Genomic DNA, 23,847 nt, shown 5'->3' with positions numbered 1-23,847 from the left:
GGCCCCTCGCGCGCTGTGCCCGGGAACTACCGGCAGTCCTCCCCGCTGTTGATGCAGTCGACCACCTCGTTCATCAGGTCCTCGTCCATGACGTTGATGAAGTCGTTGTGATCGGTGATCGGCTTGTGCAGCTGCTCCGGGAAACTGTCCACGGCGTACGGGTTCCGCACCGAGCCGTTCTCGACGGCCGGGGTGGGGATGTCGTACACCAGGCGGACCTGCAGCTGGGGAATGGCCTGGAAGCCGTTCGGGCAGCCGCCGTCCTCCTGCACGAAGGCCATGTGGTCCCGGTGGTTGGCGCTGTCGATGTTCTCGCCGTCCCAGCAGCTCTGGAAGTTCGACGTGCGCACCACCTGGCTGCCCTCGGGGCAGAGCGGGTACTTGTCGGTGACCTGGCGGTCCTCGAAGCCGGTGCAGCTCCACGAACTGTTGGCGTTCGCGTCGCCGTTGGTGAAGGACTTGGCGTCACCGGTGATGATCCGCAGGAACTTCGGCATGGCGACCACGTCGCTCTGCTTGTTGCCGACGAACTTCAGCTCGGCCTGGGCCGGCTTCAGGATCCGGCCGACATTGCCCTCGGCGCCGCCGCCCAGGTCGTTCGCGTCGAACTCCTCGGTACCGTCCTGGAGCCGCAGCACCGGCCAGTAGTACGTGGACTTGTCGCCCTGGTTCTGGCACGAGGTGTCCGCGTTGGCCAGGTCCTCGTCGCTGGAGAAGGCGTCGTTGTCCTGGTTGCCGACGTAGTCGTGCACGTGGTGCGCGCCGTTGTCGACGCCGGGGGCGGCGATCAGGTTGTCGCTGTTGAACAGGTTGTTCTCGTTGACACCGCAGTCCGTGGTGAAGGTGCCCGTGGAACCGCCGTCGCCGTCGGCGGCCAGACCGTTCTGGCTGTTGCGGGAGTTCGGCTCGACGTCGTTGATGTCGATGAAGTCGTCCGCGACCGGGCCCGCGGCGCCGTTGCCGTTGTCGTCCTGGTTCTGACCGCCGTCCTGGCCCTGGCCGTCGTTCTGGCCGCCGTCGTTCTGGCCGCCGTCGTTCTGCGGCTGTTCCGCGGGCCGGCCCTGGCAGCCGGCCAGGCGGTCCAGGTCGTCGTCGGCCCGGCCGCCGGCCCGGTTGATCTCCAGCTGGATCCGGTCGATGATCGCCTTCCGCCGGTCCTTGAGCGGGCCGAGAATGGTGTTCTCGACGAACCGCGGGTCACCCGCCTGCGCGCGCCGCGTGGTGGCGAGGCGCTTGTAGGCCTCGGTGATCTGGCTGTCCATCGTGGCCAGCTCGCCGTCGACCTCGCCCCGCGCGCGGTCCGGCACGTCGGACAGCTCCTGGCCGACGTCGGGACAGTCGATCGTCGCGACCTGCGCCGCGGCCGACCTCGTCCGGTTGTGGTCCGGATTCTCCTCGTGCGCAGAGGCGTGGAAGTTGGCCCAGACCAGCCCGCCCCCGCCGACCGCCAGGGCCGCCGCCCCGGCTACGACCTTGGCGGCCAGCGGCGTACGGCGTTTTCTCGTGTTGCGTCCCATGGAACTCCTCTTTGACTTCCTTGCGGGGCATCGAGGGCGCCCGACAGGAGTGAAGCGGCTCCCTTCCATACGGAGGCCGTCCCAGGGGTGTTCAGCCGTCTGCGGAATCGGTGGGTCCTGTGCGGCGGGTGAGGTCAGTGGCCACGGTCCAGATACGCCAGAACCGCCAGCACACGGCGGTTGTCGTCGTCCGAGACCTCGAGGCTCAGCTTGGCGAAGATGTTCGCCGTGTGCTTCGCGATCGCCCGCTCCGTGACGGCCAGCTTCCCGGCGATCGCCGCGTTGGTCCGGCCCTGCGCCATCAGCTCCAGCACCTCAAGCTCCCGGGGCGTGAGCCGCTCCAGCGGCCGGTCCGCCGCAGCCCGCCGGCTGAGCAGCTGCTGGATGACCTGCGGATCCATCGCGGTACCGCCGGCCGCCACCCGCCGTACGGCGTCCACGAACTGCTCCGCGTCGAACACCCGGTCCTTGAGCAGGTACCCGACCCCGCCGCTGCCGTCGGCGAGCAGTTCGCGGGCGTACAGCTGCTCCACGTGCTGGGACAGGACCAGCACCGGCAGCCCCGGCCGCCGGCGCCGGGCCTCAAGCGCGCACTGCAGACCCTCGTCGGTGAGCGTGGGCGGCAGGCGTACGTCGACCACGGCGACGTCCGGCTCCAGCTCGGCCAGCGCGCGGGACAGCCCGGGGCCGGTCTCGACGGCAGCGGCGATCTCGAAACCGTGGGCCTCAAGGAGCCGGACCAGGCCGTCGCGCAGCAGGAACAGGTCTTCGGCTAGGACAACGCGCAAGGGATCTCCACGGTGACCATGGTGGGGCCGCCCGCGGGGGAGCTGACGGCCAGGACGCCGTCGAATGTACCGAGTCGCCGCTCGACCCCGGCCAGCCCCGACCCCGCGCCGATCACCGCCCCGCCCTTGCCGTTGTCGGTGACGCTGACGCGCAGCCGGCCCTCGGCGTGGTGCATGTCGATCCAGATCCGGTCGGCACTGGAGTGCTTGATGGCGTTGGTGAGGATCTCGCTGACGGCGAAGTACGCGGCGGACTCCACGGGTGCCTCCGCGCGGCCGGGCAGCCCCACGTCGGTCTCCACGGTGACGGGCAGCCGCAGCGCCAGCGCCCGTACGGCGTCCGGCAGGCCGCGTTCGGCCAGGACCGGGGGGTGGATGCCGCGCACGAGTTCGCGCAGCTCGGTCAGGGCGTCGGCGGAGGACTGCCGGGCCTGGGCGAGCAGTTCCCGGGCCTTCGCCGGGTCCTTCTCCAGCAGTGCCTCGATGGTGCCGAGGTCCATGCCCATGGCGACCAGCCGGGCCTGCGCCCCGTCGTGCAGGTCGCGTTCGATGCGGCGCAGTTCGGCGGCGGAGGTGTCGACGGCGTCCCGCCGGGTCTCGGTCAGCACGCGCACCCGCTCGGCGAGCTCTGCCTGGCCCGAGCCGAGGACCGCCCCGGTCAGCTGGAAGTGGGCCTTCAGCAGGAGCGGGGCGAGCCAGGCGGCGGCGACGAGGAGGACGGCGCCCAGGGCGGCGGCGTACAGTCCGGACGTCTGGTCGGTGACGTGCACGAAGCCGTACCAGTACCCGTCGGACCAGACCCGCCACAACCCGGCCGCGATCGCGAACCCCTCCAGCGGGTAGAGCGGCAGCGCGAAGGCCAGCAGCGCGGTGACGAAGCCCGCCGTCATGTCGACCGGGAGCCAGATGAAGTCCCGCCAGGTCGCCGGGTCGCCGAGCATCCCGAAGGTGCGCGCCCACGGGTTGGCGCCCTCGGGCAGCGGCCGGTACGCCCGCTGGATGCGTACCCCGCCCCACTCGGCGGCGAGCACCCGCCGCCAGTCCGCGAACATCCGCACGCCGGTCAGCACCCACGGCGTGGTGACGATGCCGATCCCGATCGGGATGAGAACGATGGACACCAGGGTCAGGCAGAAGCAGAGCACCGCGCCGGGCAGGGTGATGAACGTCAGCGCCAGTCCCCGCACGGCCGACAGAGCCATGGTCCGTGTCCGGTTCGGACGGGTCCTGCGGCCGTCGCTCTTCGTCTCGATGTCCATGGCGTCAGTCTCGCCGAGCCGCGGGTCCGGGTCACGGGGCCGAGCCCCCTGGTCCGGGGTGTCGCCAGGTACACCTCTCGGACCGGTCGGCGCCTTCCGTCGGTGTCGTCCGCCCGTGTCTTCCGGTCGGGTCCGTGAGCCGTCGGTCCGGGGCTGCCGGCCGGGTGGCGCGGGGAGCACGCCGGTCGTGTCCGTCGGGGACGGCCCCGGGGCGGTTTCGGGGCGGGCCTGCCCGTGCAGGGGGCCGCCCCGAGACGGTGCGGTCTCAGTCGCGGTCCGGGCCGGGCGCGTCCCGGCCGGGACGGTCCCCGTCCGCCGTCAGCAGCTTCGCCTCCGTCTCCGGATCCAGGCCGACCGGCGGCCGGTCCGGGCGCCGCGGTGCCGTGCCGCCGATGCTCCGCAGCCAGGTCCAGGTGTCGGTGACCGTGTCGTCGGCCGGGCGGCAGCTCAGGCCCGTGGCCAGGGCCCGGGAGACGTCGGCGGTGTGCAGCGCCTCGTGCAGGTCGCTGCCGGGCGGTGTCCACACGGGCAGCTGCGTCCACGGTTCGATCCCGGCGGCCAGGACGGCGTCCGGGGCGGTCCAGCGCAGCTCGGCCGCGCGGCCCGCAGCCCTCACGCAGGCTTCGAGCAGGGCGCCCATGGTGGTGTGCCCCGGCGGGGAGACCAGGTTGTACGGCCCGCTCAGCTCCCGCTCCACCGCCGCGAGGACCCAGTCGGCGAGGTCGCGCACGTCGATGTACTGGAGGGGGAGGCCGCGCGGGCCCGGCGCGAGCACCGGGCCGCCGCGCGCGACGCGGTTCAGCCACCACGGCAGCCGTCCGACGTTCTCGTACGGGCCGAGGATCAGCCCGGACCGGACGAGCACCGAACGGTCCGCGCCGAAGGCGTCCAGGACGGCCAGTTCGGCGCCCCGCTTGTCCCGCGCGTAGTCGCTCCGCCCGGCGTCCGCCGAGGCACCCTCGACCAGCGGGGCGTCCTCGGTGTACCCGGCGGGCGGGGCCCACGCGTACACCGAGCAGCTCGACACGTACACGTACCGTCCGGCGCGGTCCCGCAGCAGCCGCGCCGAGTCCCGCACCGCGCGGGGCGCCGCCGACCAGGTGTCGACGACGGCGTCCCACGTACCGTCGCCGGCCAGGGCGGCGAGCCCGTCCGGTGCGGCGCGGTCGCCGTGGAGCGCGCGCACCCCGGGCGGCGGGGCGTGCCGTCCGCGGTGCAGGACGGTCACCTCCCAGCCGCGCCCGAGCGCACCCTCCACCACGGCCCGCCCCACGAACTCCGTACCGCCCAGCACCAGTAGCCTCATGCCGGCCACTGTGCACCGCCGGAGGCCGTCCGGGGAACGCCTCTCTGCCGACGGCAGAGCTCAGCTTCCGGTGGGCGGCGCGTACTTGTAGCCGACGCGCCGTACGGTCTGGATCCTCCGCCGGTGTTCGGCACCGAGCTTGCGGCGCAGCCGGGCCACGTGCACGTCGACGGTGCGCCCGTCGCCCACGTGGCCGTACCCCCACACGGTGCTGACCAGCTGGTCGCGGGTGTGCACCCGGTGCGGATGCGCGACGAGGTGGGCGAGCAGCTCGAACTCCAGGTAGGCCAGGTCCAGTTCGCGCCCGGCCACGGCGGCGGTGCGGCGGGCGGTGTCGATCCGGACGAGCGGGTCGCCGCTTGCGCGCGGCGGTGGGAACGGCGGCTGCCGGTCGGCCGGGACGAGCACCAGGTAGCCGACCATCGGCGGCCGTCCCGGCAGTGACGGAAGGGTGTGCGGTGGAGCGGGCAGCCAGGTGGCGCCCGGCGGCAGGAGGCCGGCGACGTCCACCACCTCGTCGCGGTCGACGGCGGGGACGGGGGAGTCGAGGGTGACGGTGGTCAGGGAACGGGGGGTCGCCATGAGACGTCAGCTCTTTCGCGCGAGAGGTTCGTCGGAAGGGGCGACGGGCGCGAATCGTGGTCGGGCGCGTCGCGGGACGTACGTCGGACGCGCCGGCCGAAGGCCTGGGGTGTACGGCTTCTAGCGGGCCGGCGCGGTCGTCGCGCGGCAACACACCCGGTCGAAGTCGTCGTGCTGACGGGAAGGCCAGAAGGGCTCCAGGTCATGACGACCCGTCGCTGCGTGCTTCCGGAAGCCGACCATGGGCCCATTGAAGCAGACACCGGCCCGCGGCAGGAGCCCGCTTCTCACTGCGTGGACGCCGCTGCCCGCCGCTCCTGACGCGATGCCGACGCCCTACCGGTCATCCCACCAGCCGTTTGCGCCAGTCCAGCGGTGTGACGGTGATGGCCCTGCGCGGATCGCCGTCCCACTCCGTGGACAGTCCTGCCGCCGCGAAGGCCGCCACGATCTCGTGCCCGACCGCGGTGGTCGTCTCCTCGGAGCCGTCGAAACCGCCGTAGTGGAGGGTCACCCCGTGCCCCTCGGCCGCGGCCTCAGTGCTCTGCCGGTGGAAGAAGACGAAGCCGCGCGCCCCCTCGCGCTCCGCGCCTATCTCCGACATGCCGCAGCCGCGGCAACAGGTGAAGTTCTCCCGGGCGGTGACGCCGGCCGCGTCCAGCGTCCCGAAGACGCGGGTGAGCCGGTCGGGGTCGGTGGTCCCGTCGCCCCAGGCCTCCTGCTGCGCCAGCCGCTCCAGCCACAGCCGGTCCACCAACTGCCTGGCCTGGGCCCTGGACACCGTCCGCTCGTCGTCGGCGTCCGCGACCCGGTACTCCTCGGCGACCTCGACCAGGGCCTGCCGGCTGTCGTACCCGCAGCGCAGCCGCTCCCGCAGCAGCCGCTCGACGCCCTCGCGCACCTCGTCCGGCAGTTCGGGAACCTCCTCCTTCGGCCCGAGGCCGATCGGCGCCCAGTCGACGCCGGTGTCCCAGCCGGGCTCCTGTCGCGCCCAGCCGGTCAGGAGGTCCGCCACCCGGCCGGGGTCGTCGAGGTCCGTCCCGAAGAACAGGTCCTCGGCGGCCCGGTGCTCCAGCCGGTAGTCCCCGCCCTCCTCGTGCCACACCTGGGCGAACACGTTCGGGATGTCCGGTATCCGCTGGACGACCAGGAACCGGTCGCCGGTGCCCCCGATCCGCGCCACCAGCTCACGCAGCCGGGACGCCGGGATCCGGGCGTGCGTCTGCCAGTTCTCCGTCTCGGCCTTGACGGCGAGGTCCCCGTCGATCTCCATGCCCCCACAGTGCCACGCGCCACTGACAACGCGATCACCGAGCGGTCGCGGGGCAGCGCGAGGGGGCGCCCACCGTCGTGGTGGACGCCCCTTCAGGCGATCGGCGGCCGGATCAGACCTGGCCGGCCTTCTCCAGCGCCGTGCAGCAGGTGTCCACGAGCAGGCGGGTCACCACGTACGGGTCGACGTTGGCGTTGGGACGGCGGTCCTCGATGTAGCCCTTGCCGTCCTTCTCGACCTGCCACGGGATGCGGACCGAGGCGCCGCGGTCCGAGACGCCGTAGGAGTACTCGTTCCACGGGGCCGTCTCGTGCAGTCCGGTGAGGCGGTCGTCGATGCCGGCGCCGTAGTTCTTGACGTGGTCCATCGGCTTGGAGCCCTCACCGAGCGACTCGCAGGCGGTGATGATCGCCTCGTAGCCCTCGCGCATCGCCTTGGTGGAGAAGTTGGTGTGCGCGCCCGCGCCGTTCCAGTCGCCCTTGACCGGCTTGGGGTCCAGGGTGGCGGAGACCTCGAAGTCCTCGGCGGTGCGGTACAGCAGCCAGCGGGCCACCCACAGCTGGTCGGAGACCTCCAGCGGGGACAGCGGGCCGACCTGGAACTCCCACTGACCGGGCATGACCTCGGCGTTGATGCCGGAGATGCCGAGGCCGGCCTTGAGGCAGTTGTCCAGGTGGGCCTCGACGACGTCGCGGCCGAAGATCTCGTCCGAGCCGACACCGCAGTAGTAACCGCCCTGCGCGGCCGGGAAGCCGCCCTCGGGGAAGCCGAGCGGGCGGGCGCCCTTGAAGAAGGTGTACTCCTGCTCGATGCCGAAGATCGGCTCCTGCGCGGCGAACCGCCCGGCGACCTCGGCCAGTGCGGCGCGGGTGTTGCTCGGGTGCGGCGTCATGTCCGTGTCCAGGACCTCGCACAGCACCAGGATGTCGTCGCCGCCGCGGATCGGGTCGGGGCAGGAGAAGACCGGCTTGAGCACGCAGTCCGAGGAGCTGCCCTCGGCCTGGTTGGTGGAGGAGCCGTCGAAGCCCCAGACCGGCAGGGCGTCCAGGCCCGCGGGGGCATCCGTGATGATCTTCGTCTTGGAACGGAGCTTGGCCGTCGGCTCGGTGCCGTCGATCCAGATGTACTCGGCCTTGAAGGTCACGGGGACACATCCTTCGGGTGGGTCTGGGCGCACTGCGGGTGCTTCGGCGCTGCGGCACCGGTGCGCCGCTCCTACTGCCGTGCAGCGTGCCAACCGGCGATTTCCCGTCCGTTGCCCGTTTGTGAACCCCGTGTTACCTGGGTGCGGTGTGGTGCGTCTCGCACCGCTGCCGGCCGGCGACCGCAACCCCGCACGGTCGCCGGCCCGTTCGTGACCGGGTCTCACCCGACCTTCTCGATCAGCGCCCGCCGGATCAGGAACCTGCCCTCCTCCCGGACCTGCTCGAACGCCGCGTTGTTGAGCAGCACGCAACTGCCCGACACCGAGGAGACCTCCACCGTCGTGGACTTGGCGTTGTCGAGGTTGGTCACCTTGAGCCTGGTGCCCACGGGGAACTGGCTGCTGGACGCGGCGGGCGCGCCGCCCTCGCCGGAGAGGGTGACGGTGGAGCCGTCGCACACCTGCTCACCGGCGCCCTGCCCGGCGGCCTCCTGGCCCGCCTCCTCTTCGGCGCCCTGGCCCGCCTGGCCGGCGTCCTGGCCGTCCCGCGGCGGCTGCGCGGTCCGGGATCCCTGAGCCGACTCCCCGACCGCGCACCCGGACGCCTCCTGCTTGCGCTCGATCTCCGCGACGACGGCCTCGCGGTTGGCGATCCTGGCCTCCGACTGCGCGTCGGGATTCGCCCGCTGGCCCTCGATGAAGCGCTGGTTGTTGCCGAGCGCGGTGGCCAGACCCTGGCAGACGGACGAGTCCTGGGCCGCCCTGGTCCGCGCGTTCTGGTCGGTCTGCGCGGCGTTCGAGGCGTTCGCCATCACGAAGGCCCCGCCGCCCGCCACCGTCGCGGCACTGACCAGGAGTGCGATCTTCTTCTTCGTGCCGAGAGTTCTCCTGCGCGACATGCGCGCCTCCTGAAGAGGTAGGGGAGCGTACGCCGCTCTGTACGGGATACCGAACGGAGTTGCTCAGCGGCGACGCCCCCGCGCACGAGTAACCTGCGTCACACGCCACCCTGTTCGTACGCCACCACGTTGTCGTTGACGTACTGGAGCAGGCCCTCCGTCTGCCGGGTGAGCTCGGCCTCCCCGGTCTCGGACCCGTCGCCCCACTGGCCGTTGGCGAACACCACGGACCGGACGGTCGCCAGACGCCGGAAGACGCCGGCCGAACCCGGTGGCACCGTCGGCAGCCCCGCCTCGGGCGGCGGATCGAGCGACACCGTCTGGTACGTCACCGGGTCCATGGAGGCCATCGCGAACACCATCCCGGCGTCCTCCGCGCGCACGAAGCTCGCCACCGTCACGGACACCTGCGAGCGCCGCTCGGAGTCCGTGAACAGGGCCGCGGTGAGGCGCAGGCAGCCCTCGCCCTGGTCGACCACGGCGGAGAGCTCCTGCGACATGCCCTGCGCGCACTCGGTGGTCGTGGCCAGGTCGACGCGCTCGTACCGGGATCCGTCGGACAGGCGCACGCCGGTCTCCGGGAACGCCTGCTCGGGCCGGACGACCGGGCGGGCCAGCAGCGACGGCAGGGCGGAGGGGGCGTCGGAGGGCAGGGCGGCCGTGACGGAGGGGACGGCGGCGGGCTCCGCGGTGGCCGTGGGGCTCGACGTGGCGGACGCGGCCCGTTCGTCGCCGTCACCGGTGTGCATCAGGGCGCCGGCGACGACGGCCGCGACGAGGACGCCGCCCGTCGTCCCGGCCACCGCGAGCCGGGCGCGTCTGCGTCTGCGTATGCGGTGCTGCTCGGCGGGGTCAGGAGCGTGGGGGACGGGCTGCTGTCCGTACGGGAGGGGATGTCCGTGCGGGGTGGGCCCGCCGTACGGCCCGTACGGCTCGTGGGGTCCGTGCTGCCCGTACCGCGTTCCTTGATCATCGTGGGTCATGGCGGCGCAGGGTAACAGCGCGGACCACTCCGAGTCGCCACGGCCGACAAAGCGCGCCCTACCGGGACAGAGCGTCCCGAACCGTTTCATCCGTGCGGCCCACGACGGCCGTTCCGTCGTCCGCCGTGATGATCGGACGCTGGATCAGCTTCGGGTGCTCGGCGAGGGCCGTGACCCACCGGTCGCGTGACGCCTCGTCACGGGGCCAGTCCTTCAGGCCCAGTTCCTTCGCGGCGGCCTCCTGGGTGCGGGTGATGTCCCAGGGCTCGAGTCCGAGCCGGGTGAGCACCTCTCGGATCTCGTCCTCGCTCGGCACGTCCTCCAGGTAGCGGCGGACGGTGTAGTCGGCGCCCTCCGCGTCGAGCAGGCTGATCGCGCTGCGGCACTTCGAACAGGCCGGGTTGATCCAGATCTCCATGCCGCACACGGTAGCCCGAGGGGTGCGGAAACTCGTTCACCCCGTACGTCACAGCACCCCCGAAAGCCCTTGTGGCCAGGGGCTTTTGTCAGTGGTGGGCGGTAAAATAGAAGCAGTGTTCGAGGGTGTCGCCGGGAGGTCCGGACGGCGCCCTGACCGCGACAGGAGGATGCCCGTGCCCGCTGCCGCACTGAAGTCGAAGCCGTTGCCCACCCAGTCCACCGCCAAGCGGCCCGTCCTGCTCGACCTGCCCTACGAGCCCGTGGAGAAGCGTCCGCTGCCGGCGGGCCGTCCCCGCGAGTGGTACATCACGCACAACCGCCGGCTCAAGGCGATGCGGCTCGCCATCGCCCTGCTCGACTCCGGCGTCTACCTGGCCGACCAGGCGCGCAACGAGAGGATACGGAGCGCCGCGCTGACCATCGGCGTCCACCCGCCGTCGGACACCACGTGCCACATGGTGCGGGCGTTGATGCGGTACTCGCGGTGAAGCGGTGGCGCCGGGTGCCGTTGCCTGCAGGCGCCCGGCGCCGCTGACGGCCTGAGTTTCCCCTGCCCGGCGTTGAGGAGCAGCCCGGCGCCGTACAAGCGTGCTCACGCCGACAGCTCCCGCTCCAAGGGCGTCCGGAACCGCGGAGTCACCCGCGTCGTCCCCACCCAGGACGCCAGCCGCTCCGCCTCCGCGCCGATCGCGGCCTTGGCCTCACGGCCGACGCCCTCGCCGTCCAGGACCCGCCAGACGACCTCGCCGTCGGCCCGCTGGGCCCAGCCGCCGACGACGCGGCCGTTCCACCACACCGTCGGCCCGGCATTTCCGCTGCGGTCGAAGAGCAGCGGCCGCAGCCCGGGCGCGAGGTACCAGTCCCGATGCCGCCAGCCCATCGCCGTCGGGTCGAGGGCGGGCAGCAAAGCCGCCCACGGCTCGGTCGCCCCGGCCGCCGGACCGGCGTCCCCTGCGACGACGTACCCGGTCCCCTCGTCCAGCGACACCGCCTCCGCGCCGATCGCGGCCAGCGCCCGGCGCACCTCGGTCACCCGCCACCCAGTCCACCACTTCAGGTCGTCCTCGGCGGCCGGCCCGCACGCGGTCAGCCACCTCCGCAGCAGCTCCGCCTGCGCCTCGCCAGCGTCCAGCTCGGGATGGTCGGGCGCGGGTGCCCAGCGGAACCGGCTGGACGTCCACGAGCCCAGGGGCCGGCCCCGCACCACCTTGCCCTCCGTGCCCAGCACCTTCAGCAGCCGGGTGGAGACGGTGTGCACGCCCTCGTAGCTCTTCCCGGCCGCGTGGACGAACTGCTCCTTCAGGCGCGGCTCGTCCCGGGCCAGCTCGGCGGCCGTCGCCTGGCCGCGCCGGGCCAGCGCGGCCAGCGCCGACTCCTCGACCTCCGCGAGCCAGGACGCGTCCGGGCCTCCGGCGTCCGCCATGTGCCTGAGCAGCGCGGCCCGCTCCCGCGCGGCGACGGAGAGCCCGGTCGATGCGTGCACCACGGCGGTCAGCTCCGCCGGGAACACGAAGACGGTGTGCCGCATGCCGTGCATCCGGACCAGGGAACCGTCCTCGTACAGCGCCCGCTCGGTCGCGCCCACGGTCTTCGACGCGTCGGCCAGCCGCGCGCCCACGGCCAGGTACACCGTCGCCGGGTCGGTGCCGTGCAGGGCGACCAGCGACCCGGCGACCTCCTCCGGGCCTTCCGCTCGCGCGGCCCCGGCCAGCCGCTGTCGCAGGGCCAGCCGGTCGCGCCGCTCCGCCGTCCCGATGTGCCGTCGTCCGCCGTCACCCATACAGGCCCTCCGCCCGTTCGCAGCGTCCCCGGTACGTGTCTCGGTGAGGACATGGTGCCCGACACCACTGACAGCGGGCCGCCCGCCGCTCAGGGGCTCCGGCGCGTCGTCCCGCTGTCCGCTGTCCGGTGTGCGCCCGGCGCCCCGGAGGCCGGCTAGGCGGTGTCGAGCGCCGACAGTCGCCGGGTGATCCGGTCGAACAGCTCCGTCAGCGGCTCGCCGACCTCCCGGCCGAAGTCGGTCAGCCCGTACGTGACCTGCGGTGGCGCCGTCGGCTCGACCTTCCGCCAGACCAGGCCGTCCCCGACCAGCGCGCGCAGGGTCTGGGCCAGCATCTTCTCGCTGATGCCCTGGATGCTCTCGCGCAGCTCGTAGAACCGGAGGTCGTTGCGCCGCAGGGAGATCAGCACCCAGACGCCCCACCTGCTGGTCACGTGGTCGACCATGTCCCGCGCCAGGCAGTCGGTGTGAAACACGTCATACCGCTCGCCGGTCCCGGCCCGTCTGCGCTGCACGCCTTCTGTCATGTCATGAGCTTACCCACAGGTATGCCCTTACCAGAAGTTAGCTCCCGCTCCTAGCGTGAGCGCCCTCAGAGCTCATCCGACAAGGAGCTGATCATGATCGTGGTGACCGGGGCGACCGGGAACATCGGCCGGCCGCTGACGCGGGCGCTGGCGGAGGCGGGCGAGCAGGTGACGGCGGTGTCCCGGCACCCGGCGGCGGTGCCGGACGGTGTCCGCCACCGGGTGGCCGACCTCGCCGGACCCGCCGGCCTGCGGCCCGCGCTGGCCGGGGCGAAGTCGCTGTTCCTGCTGCTCTCCGGCGATCTGCACGCCGTCGGTGCCCGCCCCGCCGGCATCATCGCCGAGGCCGCGGACAGCGGGGTCCGCCGCATCGTCCTGCTCTCCACGCTCGGCGTGGTGACCAGGCCCTTCGGGGCGACGCGGATCGCGATGCGCGCGCTGGAGGACACGGTGCGGGAGTCCGGCCTGGAGTGGGCCGTGCTGCGACCGGGCGGCTTCGCCTCCAACGCCCTGTGGTGGGCCGGGTCCGTCCGCGCGCGACGGGTCGTCGCGGCGCCGTTCGGCGACGTCGGGGTGCCGGTGGTCGATCCGGCCGACATCGCGGCGGTGGCGGCGGCCTGCCTGCTGGAGGACCGGTACACCGGCGGCGAATACGAGCTGACCGGCCCCGAGGTGATCACTCCGCGCGGGCAGACGGAGGCCCTCGCGGCAGCGCTGGGCTCGCCCGTGGCCTTCCAAGAGCTGACCCGCGACGAGGCCAGGACCGCCATGGCCCGGAGCATGCCGGCGGAACTCGCCGACGACACCCTGGACATCCTCGGCAACCCGAGCCCGGCCGAGCTGCGCGTCAGTCCGGACGTCGAGCGCGTCCTCGGCCGCGCCCCGCGCCCCTTCGCGGACTGGGCAGCCCGCAACGTCACCGCGTTCCGCTGAGACCGGCGGAGCCGGGCGGTACTAGTAGGGCGCCCGGAAGTTGACGTACCCGAGCAGGACGATCACCGCGGCGACGCAGCCGAGCACCACGGCGGTGGAGACCCACGACGACCGGCGTCCGGACCCCACGTGCTCGGGGTCGGCGCGGAAGGGGACCGGTCCGGGAGGGTTCTCCTTCCAGCGCGCGGCGAGCATCCGGGCACGCGCGGAGGGCTCCTTGTGCTCGGCGCCGTCCGCCCACTTGATGTCGAACTCGCGTTCCTCGTCGTCCCGCTCGGACATGTCCGGTGCCTCTCCCCGTCCCCTGACTCGAACAGCAGTCTCAGTGTCTATGATCCCGGGCCGGGTTTCCCCTGTGAAGCTTTTCGGCCAACGACCGGGCCGACGACGGCGCCCCCCGCCCCCGAGGACGGGGACGAGGGGCGCCGGACGGACCGCATGGCGATCGGGGACGATCACACGTCGAAGTACATCTCGAACTCGTGCGGGTGCGGACGCAGCTGCAGCGGCGCGATCTCGTTCGCGCGCTTGAAGTCGATCCACGTCTCGATCAGGTCCGGCGTGAACACGTCGCCCTGGAGGAGGAACTCGTGGTCGCTCTCCAGGCGGTCGAGGACGGCGCCCAGGGAGGTGGGGACCTGGGCCACGTTGGCGTGCTCCTCGGGAGCGAGCTCGTAGAGGTCCTTGTCGATCGGCTCGGCCGGCTCGATCTTGTTCTTGATGCCGTCCAGGCCCGCCAGCAGCAGGGCCGAGAAGGCCAGGTACGGGTTGCCGGAGGCGTCCGGCGCGCGGAACTCGACGCGCTTGGCCTTCGGGTTCGAGCCGGTGATCGGGATGCGCATCGCGGCGGAACGGTTGCGCTGCGAGTACACCAGGTTGATCGGCGCCTCGAAGCCCGGGACCAGGCGGTGGTAGGAGTTCACCGTCGGGTTGGTGAAGGCCAGCAGCGACGGGGCGTGCTTGAGGATGCCGCCGATGTAGTAGCGCGCGGTGTCGGACAGGCCGGCGTAGCCCTGCTCGTCGTAGAAGAGCGGCTCGCCGTTCGACCACAGCGACTGGTGGACGTGCATGCCCGAGCCGTTGTCGCCGAAGATCGGCTTCGGCATGAAGGTCGCCGTCTTGCCGTTCTTCCAGGCCACGTTCTTCACGATGTACTTGAAGAGCTGGAGGTCGTCGGCCGCGGCGAGCAGCGTGTTGAACTTGTAGTTGATCTCGGCCTGGCCGGCGGTGCCCACCTCGTGGTGCTGGCGCTCGACCTTGAGGCCGGACCGCTCCAGCTCCAGGGAGATCTCGGCGCGCAGGTCGGCGAAGTGGTCGACCGGCGGGACCGGGAAGTAGCCGCCCTTGTAGCGGACCTTGTAACCGCGGTTGTCCTCCAGCGCACCGGTGTTCCAGGCGCCGGCCTCGGAGTCGATGTGGTAGAAGGACTCGTTCGCGCCGGTGGCGAAGCGGACGGAGTCGAAGACGTAGAACTCGGCCTCGGGACCGAAGAACGCCGTGTCGGCGATGCCGGTGGAGGCGAGGTACGCCTCGGCCTTCTTCGCCACGTTCCGCGGGTCACGGGAGTACTGCTCGCCCGTGATCGGGTCGTGGATGAAGAAGTTGATGTTGAGCGTCTTGTCCCGGCGGAACGGGTCGACACGCGCGGTGGACAGGTCGGGGCGCAGGGACATGTCCGACTCGTGGATGGCCTGGAAGCCGCGGATCGAGGATCCGTCGAAGGCCTGCTCGTCGTCGGGGTCGAACGCCTCGGCGGGCAACGTGAAGTGCTGCATGACGCCCGGCAGGTCGCAGAACCGGACGTCGACGAACTTGACGTCCTCGTCGGCGATGTACTTCTTGGCGTCGTCGGCGTTCTGGAACATCCAGCTCCTCCTACTCCCGACCGTCCCGCCGGGGTGGTAGATCGTTCGTGCGGCCAGTGCGGGTGGCACACGCTTCCTCGACCCTAGGGACGGGTGATTTCTCGGGCGTGACCCAATTGTTTCGCAGAAGTTAACCGGCTCCGTTCCAGCCTAGGCCTCATCCGGGGCCGTCACACCCCGCCGTGCGCCCCTCCCGGCCGCCCTTCGCGCACCCTCCGTCCGTGGGGCATTCAGGGGCGCAGTACCGTGGACGGGTGGACAACAGGCAAGCAATCGGATCGTGGCTTTCCGGGCCGCGTGCCGCCATCGAGGGGTCCGGTGCGGACCTCGGGTACCGGGGCGAACAGCTCGGTCTGCCCGAGGAGGGCCCGGGCTCGATCGCCCGCCCGGGCCGGCGGCTCGGCGCCCTGGCCGTCGACTGGGCCCTGTGCCTCCTGATCGCATACGGCCTGATCACGGACGGCTACGGCCAGGCGACCAGCAACTGGGCCCTGCTGATCTTCTTCGTGCTGAGCGTGCTGACCGTCGGCACGATCGGCTTCACCCCGGGCAAGCGCCTGTTCGGCCTGCGCGTGGTCGAGCTGAGCACGGGCCGTCCGAGCCCGCCGCGCGCCCTGCTGCGCTCGGTCCTGCTGTGCGTCGCCCTGCCGGCCCTGATCTGGGACCGTGACGGCCGCGGCCTGCACGACCGGCTGGCGCGCACCGTGGAAGTACGCGTCTGAGGCACGACGACGCCGGTACGGCGATGGGGGCACCCGGATCGATCCGGGTGCCCCCATCGCCGTACCGGCGTGTTGCCGCGGGTGCGAGGTCAGCGCTGTCTGGGGTTGCCGCCCTTGGGCATGCGCATGCCCTTCGGCATCGGGCCCTTGGGGAGCGGCATGTTGCTCATCAGGTCGCCCAGGGCACGCAGCCGGTCGTTGGTCACGGTGACCTGCGGGCCGGACAGCACGCGGGGGAGCTTGAGCATGGTGGTCCGCAGCTTCTTCAGCTCGACCTGGCCCTCGCCGGTGCCCACGATCAGGTCGTGCACCGGCACGTCGGAGACGATGCGGTTCATCTTCTTCTTCTCGGCGGCGAGCAGGGACTTCACCCGGTTCGGGTTGCCCTCCGCGACCAGCACGATGCCGGCCTTGCCGACCGCGCGGTGCACCACGTCCTGGTTGCGGTTCATCGCCACCGCGGGCGTCGTCGTCCAGCCCCGGCCGACGTTGTCCAGTACGGCCGCGGCCGCGCCCGGCTGGCCCTCCATCTGGCCGAAGGCCGCCCGCTCGGCCCGGCGCCCGAAGACGATCGCCGTCGCGAGGAAGGCGAGCAGCACGCCCAGGATGCCGAGATAGATGGGGTGACCGACCAGGAAGCCGATCGCGAGGAAGACACCGAAGACGACGATGCCGACACCCGCGAGTACAAGACCGATCTTCTTGTCGGCCTTGCGGGTCATCTTGTAGGTCAGAGCGATCTGCTTCAGTCGCCCGGGGTTCGCAGCGTCCGCTGCAGGTTCCTTCCTCGCCATGGCACGAAGTCTACGTGCCCCCGAAAGCGCCGACGACGGCAGTGCCCGGCGTGCGGGGAGGCGGGAGGGCCGGGGGCCGGGATCAGGGGCGGCCGACGACGGACTGCCGCAGTACGCGCTCCGTCTCGATCCGGTCCTTGGCACGGCGGCGGTCCTCCAGCACGGAGGTCCACGCGTTGCGCCGGGCGGTGCGCTGACCGCCGCTCATCAGCAGCGACTCGACGGCCCGCAGGGCGGTGGTGAACGACGGGATGGCGGTGGCGCGGACGGCGGTGGCGCGAACGGGCGCGGCCTGCATCGTGGAGGTCCCCCCTCGGTACGGCTCCGGGTACGGAGACGGGTGTACGTGGCGTGATACCAGGGTCACTGATTGGTGTTACCAGGGCGTGACCCGCCGGTCAAACGGACATGAAGCCGTGATGCCGGGGGTCGCAACGACGCCGCGGCCCCGACCGGTGCCCTCATCTGCGAGGACGGTCGGGGCCGCGGGGTCTCGGCCATTACTGGCCGGTAGCAGCTTGTGCGTGAGTTCACACGGTCGCCGGACGGGGGGCCCGGCGGGGCGGATCAGACGGTGGCGGTCCGGCGCTGCTCCATGGCCATCTGGTAGAGCCGCCCGGCGCGGTACGAGGACCGCACCAGCGGGCCCGACATCACGCCGGAGAAGCCGATCTGCTCGGCCTCCTCCTTCAGCTCCACGAACTCCTGCGGCTTGACCCAGCGCTCCACGGGGTGGTGGCGCACCGACGGGCGCAGGTACTGCGTGATGGTGATCAGCTCGCAGCCGGCCTCGTGCAGTTCCTTCAGCGCCTCGCTGATCTCCTCGCGGGTCTCGCCCATGCCGAGGATCAGGTTGGACTTGGTGACCAGGCCGTAGTCGCGGGCGTCCGTGATGACCTTCAGCGAGCGCTCGTAGCGGAAGCCGGGGCGGATGCGCTTGAAGATGCGGGGGACCGTCTCGACGTTGTGCGCGAAGACCTCGGGGCGGGAGTCGAAGACCTCCCGCAGCAGCTCCGGCACCGCGTTGAAGTCGGGGGCGAGCAGCTCCACCTTGGTGCGGCCGGCCTCGCGGTCCGCCGTCTGCTGGTGGATCTGGCGCACCGTCTCCGCGTACAGCCAGGCGCCGCCGTCCGGGAGGTCGTCGCGGGCGACGCCGGTGATGGTGGCGTAGTTCAGGTCCATGGTGACCACGGACTCACCGACGCGGCGGGGCTCGTCGCGGTCGAGCGCCTCGGGCTTGCCGGTGTCGATCTGGCAGAAGTCACAGCGCCGGGTGCACTGGTCGCCGCCGATGAGGAAGGTGGCCTCGCGGTCCTCCCAGCACTCGTAGATGTTGGGACAGCCCGCTTCCTGGCAGACCGTGTGCAGGCCCTCGCTCTTCACGAGGTTCTGCATCTTGGTGTACTCGGGGCCCATTTTCGCCCGGGTCTTGATCCACTCGGGCTTGCGCTCGATGGGGGTCTGGCTGTTGCGGACCTCCAGGCGCAGCATCTTGCGTCCGTCGGGTGCGACTGCGGACACGACCGGCTCCCTAGCGATTGATTCTTCGGCGTGCCCCAGGGTACGCCCGTTGATTTGTTGGTCGGCGTTGGTGCTGGCCCTGCTGGGGGCCGCCGCCCCCGGGCCCCCGCTTTCGGCCTGGACGGCCTCGTCCCGAAACGCCGGACGGGCTGCTTTCATGCCGGTGTCTTCTCGATGACCCGGGGCTTCAGTTCCGCGTTCTCCAGTACGTCCCGCAGGTGGCGCTCCGCGACCGGCAGGACCTCCTCGATGGTCACGTCGCGGCCGAGCTCGCCCGCCAGCGAGGCGACGCCCGCGTCGCGGATGCCGCACGGGATGATCCGGTCAAACCACTTGTTGTCCGGGTTCACGTTCAGGGCGAAGCCGTGCATGGTGACGCCCTTCGCCACCCGGATGCCGATCGCGGCGATCTTGCGGTCCTCCCGGCGCTGGCCGGCGTTGGAGGGGGCGTAGTCGGGACCGTTCAGGCGGGGGTCGAACTCCTCGTCCGTCAGGCGCGGGTCGAAGTCCAGGGAGAGTCCGCCGAGCGCGGGGCGCTGCTCGACCGGGTCACCGAGGACCCACACCCCGCTGCGGCCCTCCACCCGGCTGGTCTCCACGCCGAACTCCGCGCAGGTGCGGATCAGTGCCTCCTCCAGCCGCCGCACGTGCGCCACCACGTCCACCGGGCGCGGGAGCTTCTGGATCGGGTAGCCCACCAGCTGGCCCGGCCCGTGCCAGGTGATCTTGCCGCCGCGGTCCACGTCGATCACCGGCGTGCCGTCCAGGGGGCGCTCGCTGTCCTCGGTGCGCCGGCCGGCGGTGTAGACCGGCGGGTGTTCGAGGAGCAGTACCGTGTCGGGGACCTCGTCGGCGAACCGCGCGGCGTGCACCCGGCGCTGCTCGTCCCACGCCTCCTGGTACTCGACGCGATCGGCACCGAACCCCATTCGGACGAACCGCAGCTCACTCACGGCAATGCCTCCCCGGAAGGTCGTAAGGCACGAAGCGTGCCCAAGCCACTGTACGACCGCCCCCGCGTCGTCAGCCGGGCGGGCAATCCTCACACGATCGGATGAATGCCGGTCGAAGTGTGCGATCGGGTGCTTACTCTCCGCTACATTCGCGCCGTTCACGAGGCCATAAGGGCTGCTCACAGGCGCTCCGGGCACTTCGAACGCCCGGAAGGCAGGAGACCGCACCGCACCATGACGGAACGACCCGCGCAGCGCACCCCCAACCGCCAGCTCGCCGCGCTCATCGCCGAAGCGGGGTTCTCGAACGCGGGTCTCGCGCGTCGCGTCGACCAGCTCGGACTCGAACACGGCCTGGACCTGAGATACGACAAGACGTCCGTCACCCGGTGGCTGCGCGGCCAGCAGCCCCGCGGCACCACCCCGGCGCTGATCGCCGAGGTCTTCACCCGGCGTCTCGGCCGCCGCCTCAGCGCGCAGGACCTCGGCCTGGACGCCTGTGCGCCCGTCTACGCGGGGCTGGAGTTCGCCGCCACCCCGGAGGAGGCGGTCGACATCGTCGGCGGGCTGTGGCGCAAGGACTCCGGCAGCCACGCCGAACTGCGCAAGATCGCCTTCACGCCGGCCGGGCTGGTCGTGCCCAGCCGGGACTGGCTGATCGGGCGGGCCGACGAGAAGGTGGCCCGTGCCGAGGTGCCCGTCCGCATCCCCGCGCAGGGCCGCCCCGCGATGCCCCGGGGGCCCGTGCCGCTCGACCCGGTCCGCCGGCGCGCGCCGGCCGCCGACCGCGGCCCCGGCCAGAAGGTCACCGGCGGCGACCTCGCCGCGCTGCGCTCGGTCGGCGAGCTGTTCCGCAGCCTGGACGACCGGTACGGCGGCGGGCACGCTCGCCAGGCCCTCGTGCGCTACCTGGAGCACGAACTGGAGCCGATGCTGCGCGGCACCTACGGCGAGCAGACCGGCCGCCGGCTGTTCGCGGCCGCCGCCGACCTGACCCGGCTCGCGGGCTGGACGTCGTACGACATCGCCGCGCACGGCCTCGCCCAGCGCTACTTCGTCCAGGCGCTGCGGCTCGCGCAGGCGGCCGGGGACCGGGCGTACGGCTCGTACGTGCTGGTGACCATGAGCCGGCAGGCCGTCTACCTGGGGCACGGGCGTGAGGCCGTGCAGCTCGCGCGGGTGGCGCAGCAGGGGGTCGGGACCTCCGCGCCGCCGGTCGTGCAGACGCTGCTGCACGCCGCCGAGGCACGGGCGCACGGCGTCCTCGGCGAGGTGCGGGCCTGCACCGCCTCGCTGGTCCGGGCCGAGCGTGCCCTGGAGGCCGCCCGGCCCGGCGACGAGGTGCCGCACTGGGCGCGCTTCTTCGACGAGGCGCAGCTCGCCGACGAGTTCGGGCACTGCCACCGCGACCTGCAGCAGTTCCGGGCCGCCGCCCAGTACGCGGAACGGTCGCTGCTGCTGCGCGCCCCCGTGTACGCGCGCAGCAGGCTCTTCTGCCGGGTGGTCCTCGCCACCGCCCGACTCGGCCTGGGCGAACTCGACCAGGCCTGCCAGCTGGCCGCGGAGGCGGCCGGACAGGCGGCCGAGATGAGGTCGGCGCGGGCGACGGAGTACGTCCGCGACTTCGAACGGCGGCTGGAGCCGTACAAGGACGCGGCACCGGTACGGGGGTACCGCGACAAGGTCGCGGCGCTCGGATAGCCGGGCGTGCCGGCTGCGGCGGGCCGGCGTGTCCGGGCGGCCGCCGACCCACGCGGTGGCCCGCGGCTCTCGGCGCCCGGCTCCCGGAGTCCGGCTGTCGCGGTGTCGGTGGCGGGTGTGCGTCGGGTGGGTGGTGCGGCTCGGGCGGGTCGGGGGCGCGCGCGTCAGGGGCGGAGGCGCCGCAGCCGACGCGGCGCGGCCCGCCGTCGGCTGCCCGGCCCCACCGCCTGAAGGCGGCGGGGCCGGGCGCGTCGGGCAAAGCGCCCCCGGTCAACGGCCCGGACGGCCGGCCCCGCCTAGGCGGCGCGAGCCGTCGGTGCCGGGTCGGCCGAGTGCATCGGGCGGGATGCCCCGAGGTCCGCCAGGATCGCCGCCGAGGCCCGGTGGCCCGAGTGCAGGGCTCCCTGGACGCCGCTGGTGTCGCGGTGGTCGCCGCACACGTACAGGCCGGCCAGCAGCCGTACCGGCCTGCGCGGGTCGTGCGGTGGGCGCATCGCGGGCACTGCCTCGGGCGTGTGGTGCACGGCGAGGGTTTCCCAGCGGGTGGTCGGGGTGCCGTAGAGGCGGGAGAGGTGGATGCGTACGGCGGTGTCGACGTCGGGCGGGCGAGGGCCGAGGACCGTCGACGAGACCAGGGCCCGTCCGGCCGGTGCGCGGGACGGGTCCACGTGGCTGACCACGGCCGTGTGGGCGACCGGGCCCCCGCGGTCCGCGTCGAGCAGCAGGGAGGCGCCGGTCGTCGGGGGTTCGTCCGTGGTGTGGTGCACCACCGTCACCGGGTGGAAGTCCGGCACCCTCAGGCCCGGCAGCAACTCGGCCGCCGCCCGGGCGTCGGTCGCCACCAGGACGGCCCGGCAGCGGATGACACCGTGCTCGGCGGTGGTGACGGCGTTGGTGGCCACCGAGGTGACCCGGACCCCGGTGCGCACGGTGCCCGGCGGCAGCCGCCGCGCCAGCAGCTCCGGCAGCGCCTCCGCACCGCCCTCGGGCAGCCCCAGCCGCCCGCCGGCGAACCGCCGCAGCACGAGGTCGGCGCACCGGCTGGAGGTGGTCAGGTCCGGATCGGACAGCAGGGCGGCGAGCAGCGGGCGCAGGAAACCGTCGATCGTGCGGGGCGGCAGTCCGCGGACCGCCAGGGCCTGGGCCGCGGACAGCTCCGGACGGGCCAGCAGCCGTTCGACGGGGGTGGCGGCCAGGCGGGTCAGCGCCGCACCGAGGCGCGCCTGGTCCACGGCCGTCCCGAGCGGGGCGCCCGCCCGGGCGCGGGAAACCGGGCCGGGCCTCCCGGGAGTACGGACCGCGGATACCGGGCGCCGGGGCGCGGGAACCGAGCGGGGGGCGCTCGCAAGGGCGCGCACGGCGTGGAGTGCGCCCCTTGCGCCCCGGGCACCCGCCGGGACGCCCGCCCGTTGGTGGCGGCCCTCGCTGTGCAGCAGCACCCCGGGGGCGAAGGGCAGCAGCGCGAGGCCGTCCAGCCCGGGGGCGAGCCGCGGTTCGGGGCCCGCCGTCGACAGCAACTGCCCGATTCTGTCGAGCCGGAAGCCGTCGACCTTCTCCGTCGCCATCCTGCCGCCCACCGCATGGGCGGCCTCCAGGACCGTGGTCGTCACTCCTGCGCTGGTCAGCCGATGCGCCGCGGCGAGTCCGGCGATCCCGGCCCCCACGACGACGACGTCCGCCTGGTACGCGGGCTCAAGCACGTGCCCCTCCTCGAGGTTGCGCGGCCGCTGGAGACGTCATGCCCCCAACCGGCTTGAGGGATACCCGAGTTCGTCTCGAGGTTAGGGCCGGAAGCGGTCAACGGGAATCGCACGGGGGCAGGGCACGGTCGCACGCTGGTCGCATGTGGAGGCCATGTGGTGCTCGAACGAGCTCACACGGTCGTGAGTGGTCTCATACGCTCTCGTGCGCGCGGCGGCCGGCGCTCACTCCGCCGCCCGGATCGCCCCGTCGATCTCCGGGAACGCGAAGCGGAAGCCCGACTCCAGAAGACGGTTCGGCAGGATTCGCGCGCTGCCCAGGACGTCGCCCGCCATCTCACCCAGCACCGCGCGCAGGACCGGCGCCGGCACCGCGAACGGCGCCGGGCGGCGCAGCACCCGTCCCATCGCCACGGTGACCTCACGGTTCGTCACCGGACGGGGAGCCGTCAGATTGAAGGGGCCGGACAGGTCGTCCCGGTCCAGCAGGTGCCGCAGCGCCGCCACCTCGTCGTGCAGGGACACGAAGGACCAGTACTGGGAGCCGTCGCCCAGCCGCCCGCCGAGCCCCGCCCCGAAGAGCGGGAAGAGCCGGCCCCACGCCCCGCCCCGGCGGGAGACGACCAGACCGGTCCGGGCGAACACCGTCCGTACGCCCGCGTGCCGGGCGGGCGCCGCGGCGGCCTCCCACTCCACGCACAGGGACGGCAGGAAACCCTCTCCCGCGGGTGCGCCCTCGTCCACCGGCCGGTCGCCGGTCTCCCCGTAGAAGCCGATCGCGCTGCCGTTCAGGAAGACCCGCGGCGGCTGCTCCATCGAGGCGACGGCCTCCGCCAGCGCCGTCGTGCCGTGCACCCGGCTGCTGCGGATACGCGTCTTGTACGCGTCGGTCCAGCGGCGGTCGCCCACCCCGGCCCCGGCCAGGTTGACCACGGCGTCGCACCCGGCGAGCCCGGCCGTGTCCACGCGTCCGCCCTCCGGGTCCCAGCGCACCTCGCCCGTGCCCCTGGGCGGGCGCCGTACCAGGCGCACCACCTCGTGGCCGTCCGCGGTCAGGGACCGCACCAGCGCGCCGCCGATCAGGCCGGACGCGCCGGCCACCGCGACACGGGAACGCCCCGCGTCCTTGCGTCCATCGTCCATGCGCCCATCCTGCCGGGCGGCCCCGGAATTCGCTGGA

General features: G+C 72.7%; 24 protein-coding genes. 4 read left to right on the top strand and 20 right to left on the bottom strand.

Annotation, left to right across the window (positions count from 1 at the left end):
• Window positions 1–26 precede the first annotated feature (26 nt).
• The 10 genes from ACFW47_RS01275 to ACFW47_RS01230 all read right to left on the bottom strand — a co-directional run bounded on the left by ACFW47_RS01275 (window position 27) and on the right by ACFW47_RS01230 (window position 10,169).
• Window positions 27–1,517 carry a DUF1996 domain-containing protein gene (locus ACFW47_RS01275; RefSeq protein ID WP_386304283.1) on the bottom strand — a complete coding sequence of 497 codons (1,491 nt, stop codon included), beginning with the start codon at window positions 1,515–1,517 and terminating at the stop codon, window positions 27–29.
• 134 nt (window positions 1,518–1,651) lie between these two features.
• On the bottom strand, window positions 1,652–2,305 hold the full coding sequence (locus ACFW47_RS01270; RefSeq protein WP_386304281.1) for a LuxR C-terminal-related transcriptional regulator: 654 nt from the start codon (window positions 2,303–2,305) through the stop codon (window positions 1,652–1,654).
• Window positions 2,290–3,564, bottom strand: a complete 1,275-nt coding sequence (locus ACFW47_RS01265) for a sensor histidine kinase (RefSeq protein WP_386304279.1) — start codon at window positions 3,562–3,564, stop codon at window positions 2,290–2,292. Before ACFW47_RS01265 ends, ACFW47_RS01270 begins: the two co-directional genes overlap by 16 nt.
• 265 nt (window positions 3,565–3,829) lie before the next feature.
• Window positions 3,830–4,870: an SDR family oxidoreductase gene (locus ACFW47_RS01260; protein ID WP_386304276.1), complete on the bottom strand. Its 1,041-nt coding sequence runs from the start codon at window positions 4,868–4,870 to the stop codon at window positions 3,830–3,832.
• A gap of 60 nt (window positions 4,871–4,930) precedes the next feature.
• Complete coding sequence (locus ACFW47_RS01255; protein ID WP_386304274.1) at window positions 4,931–5,452, bottom strand: winged helix-turn-helix domain-containing protein; 522 nt, start codon at window positions 5,450–5,452, stop codon at window positions 4,931–4,933.
• A 343-nt stretch (window positions 5,453–5,795) separates the two neighbouring features.
• Complete coding sequence (locus ACFW47_RS01250; protein ID WP_386304272.1) at window positions 5,796–6,725, bottom strand: DUF6891 domain-containing protein; 930 nt, start codon at window positions 6,723–6,725, stop codon at window positions 5,796–5,798.
• A gap of 112 nt (window positions 6,726–6,837) precedes the next feature.
• Window positions 6,838–7,869, bottom strand: coding sequence for a glutamine synthetase (gene glnII / locus ACFW47_RS01245; RefSeq protein WP_386304270.1), 1,032 nt, complete (start codon window positions 7,867–7,869; stop codon window positions 6,838–6,840).
• Between the two features lie 221 nt (window positions 7,870–8,090).
• Entirely contained in the window at window positions 8,091–8,768 is a 678-nt protein-coding gene (locus ACFW47_RS01240) for a hypothetical protein (protein WP_386279432.1), read from the bottom strand.
• 98 nt (window positions 8,769–8,866) lie between these two features.
• Complete coding sequence (locus tag ACFW47_RS01235; protein ID WP_386304268.1) at window positions 8,867–9,751, bottom strand: hypothetical protein; 885 nt, start codon at window positions 9,749–9,751, stop codon at window positions 8,867–8,869.
• A gap of 58 nt (window positions 9,752–9,809) precedes the next feature.
• Entirely contained in the window at window positions 9,810–10,169 is a 360-nt protein-coding gene (locus tag ACFW47_RS01230) for an arsenate reductase family protein (RefSeq protein ID WP_386304266.1), read from the bottom strand.
• A gap of 175 nt (window positions 10,170–10,344) precedes the next feature.
• Between ACFW47_RS01230 and ACFW47_RS01225 the strand changes: the two genes are divergently transcribed.
• Window positions 10,345–10,659: a hypothetical protein gene (locus tag ACFW47_RS01225; protein ID WP_383290036.1), complete on the top strand. Its 315-nt coding sequence runs from the start codon at window positions 10,345–10,347 to the stop codon at window positions 10,657–10,659.
• A gap of 104 nt (window positions 10,660–10,763) precedes the next feature.
• Here the strand turns inward: ACFW47_RS01225 and ACFW47_RS01220 are convergent, their stop codons facing one another.
• Window positions 10,764–11,951: a winged helix DNA-binding domain-containing protein gene (locus ACFW47_RS01220; protein ID WP_386304264.1), complete on the bottom strand. Its 1,188-nt coding sequence runs from the start codon at window positions 11,949–11,951 to the stop codon at window positions 10,764–10,766.
• A gap of 155 nt (window positions 11,952–12,106) precedes the next feature.
• Window positions 12,107–12,478, bottom strand: a complete 372-nt coding sequence (locus ACFW47_RS01215) for a winged helix-turn-helix transcriptional regulator (RefSeq protein ID WP_386279439.1) — start codon at window positions 12,476–12,478, stop codon at window positions 12,107–12,109.
• Between the two features lie 93 nt (window positions 12,479–12,571).
• On the opposite strand from ACFW47_RS01215, the gene ACFW47_RS01210 reads away from it, so the two are divergent.
• Window positions 12,572–13,411 carry an SDR family oxidoreductase gene (locus tag ACFW47_RS01210; protein ID WP_386304262.1) on the top strand — a complete coding sequence of 280 codons (840 nt, stop codon included), beginning with the start codon at window positions 12,572–12,574 and terminating at the stop codon, window positions 13,409–13,411.
• Between the two features lie 21 nt (window positions 13,412–13,432).
• On the opposite strand, the gene ACFW47_RS01205 is transcribed toward ACFW47_RS01210, so the two are convergent.
• Together ACFW47_RS01205 and glnA are read right to left on the bottom strand one after the other, a co-directional pair.
• Window positions 13,433–13,693: a hypothetical protein gene (locus tag ACFW47_RS01205; RefSeq protein ID WP_386279443.1), complete on the bottom strand. Its 261-nt coding sequence runs from the start codon at window positions 13,691–13,693 to the stop codon at window positions 13,433–13,435.
• Window positions 13,694–13,866: 173 nt separating this feature from the next.
• Window positions 13,867–15,276: a type I glutamate--ammonia ligase gene (glnA, locus tag ACFW47_RS01200; protein ID WP_386279445.1), complete on the bottom strand. Its 1,410-nt coding sequence runs from the start codon at window positions 15,274–15,276 to the stop codon at window positions 13,867–13,869.
• A 254-nt stretch (window positions 15,277–15,530) separates the two neighbouring features.
• Here glnA and ACFW47_RS01195 point away from each other — a divergent pair, with 254 nt between their 5' ends.
• A complete protein-coding gene (locus ACFW47_RS01195) occupies window positions 15,531–15,998 on the top strand; it encodes an RDD family protein (RefSeq protein ID WP_386279447.1) in 468 nt (155 codons plus the stop codon).
• An 89-nt stretch (window positions 15,999–16,087) separates the two neighbouring features.
• Here the strand turns inward: ACFW47_RS01195 and ACFW47_RS01190 are convergent, their stop codons facing one another.
• The 4 genes from ACFW47_RS01190 to lipB form a co-directional block, all read right to left on the bottom strand.
• A complete protein-coding gene (locus ACFW47_RS01190; protein ID WP_217252638.1) occupies window positions 16,088–16,792 on the bottom strand; it encodes a DUF4191 domain-containing protein in 705 nt (234 codons plus the stop codon).
• 82 nt (window positions 16,793–16,874) lie between these two features.
• Window positions 16,875–17,090: a hypothetical protein gene (locus ACFW47_RS01185; protein WP_386282920.1), complete on the bottom strand. Its 216-nt coding sequence runs from the start codon at window positions 17,088–17,090 to the stop codon at window positions 16,875–16,877.
• Window positions 17,091–17,359: 269 nt separating this feature from the next.
• Window positions 17,360–18,313 (bottom strand): lipoyl synthase, encoded by a 954-nt coding sequence (lipA, locus tag ACFW47_RS01180; protein ID WP_073722269.1) that lies wholly within the window; start codon window positions 18,311–18,313, stop codon window positions 17,360–17,362.
• Between the two features lie 155 nt (window positions 18,314–18,468).
• Entirely contained in the window at window positions 18,469–19,266 is a 798-nt protein-coding gene (gene lipB, locus ACFW47_RS01175; protein ID WP_386282918.1) for a lipoyl(octanoyl) transferase LipB, read from the bottom strand.
• 234 nt (window positions 19,267–19,500) lie between these two features.
• Here lipB and ACFW47_RS01170 point away from each other — a divergent pair, with 234 nt between their 5' ends.
• On the top strand, window positions 19,501–20,967 hold the full coding sequence (locus ACFW47_RS01170; protein ID WP_386282915.1) for a regulator: 1,467 nt from the start codon (window positions 19,501–19,503) through the stop codon (window positions 20,965–20,967).
• Between the two features lie 296 nt (window positions 20,968–21,263).
• On the opposite strand, the gene ACFW47_RS01165 is transcribed toward ACFW47_RS01170, so the two are convergent.
• Window positions 21,264–22,667: an NAD(P)/FAD-dependent oxidoreductase gene (locus ACFW47_RS01165; RefSeq protein WP_386282912.1), complete on the bottom strand. Its 1,404-nt coding sequence runs from the start codon at window positions 22,665–22,667 to the stop codon at window positions 21,264–21,266.
• A 225-nt stretch (window positions 22,668–22,892) separates the two neighbouring features.
• Window positions 22,893–23,810, bottom strand: coding sequence for a TIGR01777 family oxidoreductase (locus ACFW47_RS01160; RefSeq protein WP_386282909.1), 918 nt, complete (start codon window positions 23,808–23,810; stop codon window positions 22,893–22,895).
• Window positions 23,811–23,847: the final 37 nt, after the last annotated feature.

The sequence above is a fragment of the Streptomyces sp. NPDC058796 genome, assembly GCF_042745235.1.
In the GTDB taxonomy this organism is placed as follows: domain Bacteria; phylum Actinomycetota; class Actinomycetes; order Streptomycetales; family Streptomycetaceae; genus Streptomyces.
The sequence above is the reverse complement of the archived record's forward strand: the minus strand, read 5'-3'. Positions and strand labels throughout refer to the sequence as shown.